This is a genomic window from Helicobacter pylori, from assembly GCF_003636935.1.
Taxonomy (GTDB): Bacteria; Campylobacterota; Campylobacteria; order Campylobacterales; family Helicobacteraceae; genus Helicobacter; species Helicobacter pylori_CH.
Window position 1 is genome coordinate 47193 of sequence record NZ_MVVH01000011.1, and the last position, 6565, is coordinate 53757.

At 35.6% G+C, this 6565-nt stretch carries 3 protein-coding genes and 2 pseudogenes; all 5 read right to left on the reverse strand.

Translation table 11 applies throughout. The features are described from left to right. Nucleotides 1-33 precede the first annotated feature (33 nt). A complete protein-coding gene (locus tag EAL87_RS06665) occupies nt 34-1485 on the reverse strand; it encodes an SEL1-like repeat protein (RefSeq protein ID WP_120913882.1) in 1452 nt (483 codons plus the stop codon). Nucleotides 1486-1501: 16 nt separating this feature from the next. Then, nucleotides 1502-3352, reverse strand: a complete 1851-nt coding sequence (locus tag EAL87_RS06670) for a hypothetical protein (protein ID WP_120913884.1) — start codon at nt 3350-3352, stop codon at nt 1502-1504. 42 nt (nt 3353-3394) lie between these two features. Next, nucleotides 3395-4648 carry a DHH family phosphoesterase gene (locus EAL87_RS06675; RefSeq protein WP_120913886.1) on the reverse strand — a complete coding sequence of 418 codons (1254 nt, stop codon included), beginning with the start codon at nt 4646-4648 and terminating at the stop codon, nt 3395-3397. 41 nt (nt 4649-4689) lie between these two features. Next, a pseudogene (locus EAL87_RS06680) lies at nt 4690-6436 on the reverse strand (DUF262 domain-containing protein). Further along, nucleotides 6381-6565 (reverse strand): annotated as a pseudogene (locus EAL87_RS08270) (hypothetical protein); the annotation flags it as partial. The pseudogenes EAL87_RS08270 and EAL87_RS06680, both read right to left, overlap by 56 nt.

The window sequence follows — 6565 nt, forward strand, 5'->3', positions numbered from 1 at the left end:
TTGTGGTTTCAATTTTGCTTAAAATTTTCATGTCTATTGCCCTTTATATTGCTTGATTTTTTCTAGAACCCTTTTTTCACATGCTTGTAATTTCTTTCTCTCTTTTAATTCGCAAAACGTTCTAATTCCTTGTTGGTAGTAAAATAACGCTTTTTTTAAATCCATTTCAACGCCTTTAGCGTATTCAAAAATCTCGCCTAAAAACTTGTGATACAAAAAGTCAAAACGATTTGCCGCACCCTCTAAATAAGTAATGACTGTATCCGTATTTTGACCCAATTTGTGGCACAGGCTAATGGTATGCCCTAGTGGGTTAGCAAAACCCTTTTGGTTCGAATAATACCTTTCTAAATACCTTCTCTTGCTTCCAAGTATCTTAAAATATTGATGCGTGTTATAAAAAGCTAACACTTCTAAATTCAATTCTAAAAATTTCTTTAAATCCCCCTTTTTTCTATAGATTTGCGCGATTTCTAATAAACAAGCATCCCAATAACTACGCAATGTTTTAGGGCGGTATTCTAATTCTTTATAAAAATATTCTAACGCTTTGTCATAATCCAGGATTTTCTTATTCTTCTTATAACTATAGATGCTTCCTAAAGCGTGGTAATAATCGGCCTTTCTTTCGCTATCACTGAGAGAAAGAGCTTCTTTAAGATATTCAATCGCTTTAGGGGTATTTTTAGGAATGATAACTTTACTTTTTATTTTTCTAACATCATAAATTAAGCCATAACGATAGATGCCAATCAAACCATTTAGCCCTTCAATAGAGCCTAAATCTCTAGCCTTATGGTAGTAAAAAAGCATTTTTTTGGCTTTTTTAAGCGCATCGCTGATTGGCTTGTTCTCACAAAAATAAAATGTGTTTTCATAACGATTGGCTAAAGCCACACAGCAAGGTGCATTATTGAGTTCAGCCCCTTTTTGATAGTGCTCTAGGGCGAGTTTGTTAAAATCAGGTTGTTTTTCTTTATCGCACTCATTAGTATTAAGCTTTTTTGCTCCATATGATGCCACGGTTTCATAAGCGCATGCGAGTTTATAATCATCTTTTGGCTCTTTCTCTAAAATTGGTAAAGCTTGTTTGAAACACTCCATGGCCAGTTTGTAATCTTTTAGATCACGAGCATAGATTTCCCCTAACTCTAAAAGGATTTCTGTATCGTGCGGCTCTTTTTCAAGCTTGTTTTTTAATGTTGCAATTTTTAGTTTAGTGCTTTCTTCACGCTCTTTTGTCTCTTTTTTATCTAAAAAATCTTTTTGTTCTTTGTCTTTAAAAAAGTATTTTTTAGCCTTTCTTAAATCCTTTTTAACGCCTATGCCTTTGCGGTAATGCTCGGCAATTTTTTCGTATTCCTTATTGTAAAAGGACTTCAAAAAGTCTTTCACTTTTCTATGGCTTTCAAAGGGTCTGATTTCGCAAGAATAACCAAAACTAGAATACCTTGGAAAATAAAATTTTTTATGCCCTTTTAACATGTTTTACTCCTTTAATTTAATCCAACTTTATTTTTTTAAGATCGTCTTGTAAGCGGTAAGCGCCATTAAAAATACAGCCAGTCAATATTTCTTCAATTTGTGATAATTCCGCATTTTTTAGTGCTTCTCTGGGCGTTTCAACGATCAGTTTAGCTTGTGTTAATCGCACCCCCTCTAACGCTCGCTCTCTAGATTCAAAACTCCCCAATTTCCCAATATGGTTGAGGAACTGCTCGCTCATAGGCTTATCCATGTCAATCACAAGATGAAAGGTAACATAAAGCGACTGAACGCTCAAAGAATCCCCAATAATAAAGGTAAAATCAAGCGTGTCATCAAGCGTGTTGTGTTGGATATTGTCTATTAGCGCGTAGTTAAGCTCTAATTTTTCTACTTGCTTTATCGCTATTACGATGTCTTTAGAAAGAGAAGCGCTGATTTTTTCTAATTGCTTTAACAAATCTTTAGGCGGGATAAAACCACGCTCCATATCAGCGTCTATCACGCTTAGAATCGTTCTTTTATCCACTACCTTATCACGCTTTAAATCGTTAGCGATTTTGTTGATTTGAAGGTTTTGTTTATAACTTTGTTTTGACGCTCTCTTTTTTTCTCGCCATTCAATGACTTCCCTCTCTTCTTGTTCTATGTCTGTAACATCAAAGATTTTAGGAAAACCATAACGATTTTTTTTCGCTCTGATAAAACTTTTAATACTATCTTCAAGATGCTCGCGAAAATCATCAAAACTATCGCTAGATTGCGGCATATAAAGCGCTTCTATTTGAGTTTTAGCTATTTCATTAAACTCCATGCCGTTATGTTTATCAGGGTGTTTTGAAAAGAATGCGCTTAGCTTGTTTTTAAGATCGTTGAGGGATTGTTCTAATTGATTGGGTGTTGAGAATTTGATGTCTGGGAAGCTATCTTGTGTCTTGTTAAAGTCCTTACCCGGTGAAGCGTTGATTAATTCTATAGGGCATTTGCTTTCACAATAACAGATCGCTTGTTGGTTGAATATTTGCGCTAACACCAATAAATAGTCCCTTAAATTAAAGATGATAGTAGGCTCATTAGCGAACACCAAAAAGCTCGTTTCTTCATTGGGTAAAAAAGGATCTTGCGGGTTGTCTTTTAAAGAATTAAATGTTTGAATAAACCCTATAAAATCACGCTTATTCTCTAAATACGATTGCAGCTTTTTCGCTCTTTCTGTATTTTGCTTAGGGGTGTATCGGTATTTAGCGACAAACTCCTTACTAGACATAAAGTCTTTCACGCTCGCCTTAGCGTTATTCTTTAAAAATCTATCCATAAAATGCTTCCCCAATAAAAAACAAAGCCTCCTATAGAGGTAATTATTGCCTTTAAAGAAGTCCTTAATCCCAATGGGTTTATCCCAATCCACTTTAACGGATTTGTCCTGCCAATAAAGTAAGCGTGTTTTTAACTGAGCCAGTTTGTCAGCGCTAGATTGAATGCAACCGCTTTTAGCTGCACCTATCAGTAATTTTTGCTCATTATTATTGAAATCCCTGTAAAAAGCGTCTTTAAAGGGTTTAAAGGCTGAGATGATCCCAAAGGGTAGCCCGCTTTTGATTTTCTCACACACCTTTTTAAGATCGCCGCTTCCAATCGTTCCGTTCTTAATAGCAGAAGCTTTCGTGTTAGAAACTTCAATGGCGCTGTTTTTAGCTTTAGAGGCTTTCTCTATCCCAATGATCTCCTTAACGAATCGCTTCGTTCTGTTTTGAGCCACTTTACTAGCCACAAAATCCTTTTCAAAATCTTGTAACAAATAGTAGTATCTGGTTGGATTCCCGCTCTCATCATTCAATAACAATAAAAAATCATAATCCAATAACATGTCAAGTCCTTTTTTTAAATTCAGCCTTAGCGTTATTTGACTTTATAAGGCTTGTAAGCTTTTGATCACTTTTTTAAAATCCTCTTTTGCAAAGCTCAACCCAAAAGCTTCCTCATGCCCGCCAGCTTGTATTAAAGGAATGGTTTTAATCTGGCTTAAAAAATTCCCACCACCTCTAGCGCTACCGCTATACCCGTCTTTATTGTCTTTATAGATACAAACAGAATGGTTGAAAGAATATTTTTTTAAAAAGTTATCAGCCACTAAACCGCTAACACCTACTTTAATAGAACAGCTTTCATCTAAGACAGCCATTAATATTTTGTTACAAGAAAAAATTTGAGCGTTTTCTTCGCTCTCTTTCACCATTTTCTTTTTAATGTCGTTGTATCTTTTGAATTCCTTAATGTTAAAGGTGCTTAAGCGCGGATCGCTTATGGGATTGAAATGTTTTAAAACCAGATAATGCAAATAGCTATCATAACAACCCTTAAACTCTCTAGCCCCACTCAAACGGCTTAAAGCGTTGATATAATTGATGCAATTAAAGCCGTATAAGTTAGAAATTCCATCCAAATCGTCTTGGGCTAAAGAAAGATCTTTATCTTTGAAGAAGCATTGAATGTGCTCATGTTTAACTGGCGCTAAATTCAAAACCATATCCAAATTATCCCCATGATCCAAATCAATGCGATCGCTTAAAAGCGTGATAGCGATCAATTCTTCTTCTAAAGGAGTGGTTTTCGTTTGAAAGATTTGACTAAACGCTAAAGCGCTTGTGAAAGCCCCACTATAATAGTTAGCGTCTTTTCCATCATTCAGGTTAATGTAGGCGATTTTGTTTCCATCCATCAAATCAACTTCAAAACTCTTATGGTGGTCTGTAATAACGCATTGTTCAAAATGTTCTAATAAGATTTTTTGTAATTCTGTGTTAGAAACTAAATCCGCCCCCAAATCAGCGCTAAACAATAAGGGGTCTTTTTGGAATTGGTTTTTAATATAATCCAAGCGGACTAATTGGTTGGTTTTAGGGTTAAAGATACAAGGTTGAGACAATAAATCATTTATAGCTAAATCGGTGAAACCATAGCCATGCGCATTCCTTAAGGGGCTAAAGAAAAAGAAATCTTTAATACCCAGTCTGTAACACATAGACATTAAAACGCTGCCAGCTAACATGCCATCACAATCATTATCTGTATAAAAAACAATGGGGCGGTGTTGTTTGGCTTCTTTTAAGAAGTCTTTAAAAATCCTTTTCTTTGCTATCTTTAATGGTTCTTTTTTAGGCATTGATTATCCCCTTTGTTGTTTTGATGCTTGATGATTTTCAATCATTCTAGATCAAAATCATCTTCATATTCCCCTTCATATTCCTCTTCTTGCCCTTCTATGTGCAAAACAGGCGTGATAATTTCATACAAAAAGTCGTATCGCTCTTGGGAGGGACTTCTCATTCCACTTTCTATAACTGCTATACAATTCTTTAGTGATGTCATAACAGCTAATCGCTTTGCTTGTGTCTTTGCCGCCATAGATTTTTCTTTTTTCATCAAAATCCCCATTTAAGGCTTTTGCGTTCTTTTTACGCTTTAAAAGGGTTAAATTCGCGATATTATTCACCCATTCTTCTCTTTTTTCTTTGTTAAAATCCGCGTTCCACTGACTGCCTTTTTTGGGATTTTGGGGCAAAATATGCTCCACTTGGGTTTCGGCATCCATAGCGATAAAATGAGGTTTCTCTTCATCCGTCATGAAATAATTAGCGAGGGCTAAGACAGGACGCACCCATTTGCTAAGATAAACCGAAGAGCTCTCCCACAAATTATAGAAGTATTGGTCAAAGGTGTTATAAGATTCTATATTATCCAATACAAGCTCTTTGATGGTTTCAACGCTCTTATTGCTTTTAATGTTTTTGATAATGTTGATACTCGTTTGCTTGATGCGCGTGATCGTGCCTCCTGCAATCCAAGTTTGGTAATAATAAGACACTAAAAGCCTTTTCAAAGCGTCAAAATCAGGGTATTTGACATAAAGGGAGGTCGTTAAAATACTGGCCCAAAATCTAGAGGGAAGGTATCTTAATAAATAAATGTATCGATCTTGTTTTTTTAGCAATGCGGTATAGGCTTTCATGAACTCGCTGATCTCATAGATGAACCCGCAAGCGTCTTTTTTGCTGTCTTTGAACACCTTTTTTAATCCCTTATCGGCTCTCTTTTTAGAGGCGCTAGGATCGGCGTATTCCAAATACATGTTAAAAAAGTCTTCCAAATCAATATCCACGCCCTCAACGCTCTTGCAAGCTTCAACCAATTTGTCCCAAGTGGTTATAAAATCCTTACGCTTTTCACTATCTTGCTTGATTTCTTGCATTAAACTGGATTTTAAAATATCAATAGGGCTTAAGGGTTGACCTCTGTCGTTTAACACTTGAAAGATTTGCATCGCGCTGTCTTGCTCAAAACAAATGATCCTGGTTACAACAATGTGTTCATAAAACCACTTGACAAAATCATCCATATCGCTTATTGAACCATTTTTTATGCTCTCATTCAATAGCTCCTTGAAATAATAAGCGTTACGCAAATAAGTGTTTTCTTCAAATTTCTTATTCAACTCGCTCTTTTTAATATTGTCTTCAAACTCCAAATGGTTTAATACCGTGTTTTCAAAAATACTATTGTAATTTTGAGCGGTTAAGAATTTCAGACGCTCTTTTTCTTTATCGTATCTGTCATAAATACTCTCTTCAATAAAAGCTTTAGATTTTTGTCCAAGACTATCTTTATAAAGCCTTAAAATCGTGCAAGCCAGAATGATAAAACTCGTTAACCGTTGTTGGCCATCCACAACATCCCATCTTTTATCTTTTGGATTTTCAGCAATCACAATAGAGCCGCAAAAATACTCATCTTCTCTATTGTTTGTATAGCTGCCCACCAAATCATCAATCAAAGCCCCTAAATGATCTTTATCCCACACATAAGGGCGTTGGTAATCGGGAACCTGATAAAAATATTCAGCATCCACTAAAATTTGATAGAGTTTTTTTAACTCCACTTCTACTTTTGCCATCACTTCTCCTTGTATTGAATTTAACTCTGTAAGCCCCACTGATTTAAAAATGGGGCTTATGGAATCAAATGGTTGAAAAATGTGGTGTGGGTTAATGAAAGGGTTAATGAAAGAGGGAATAATAAAAAG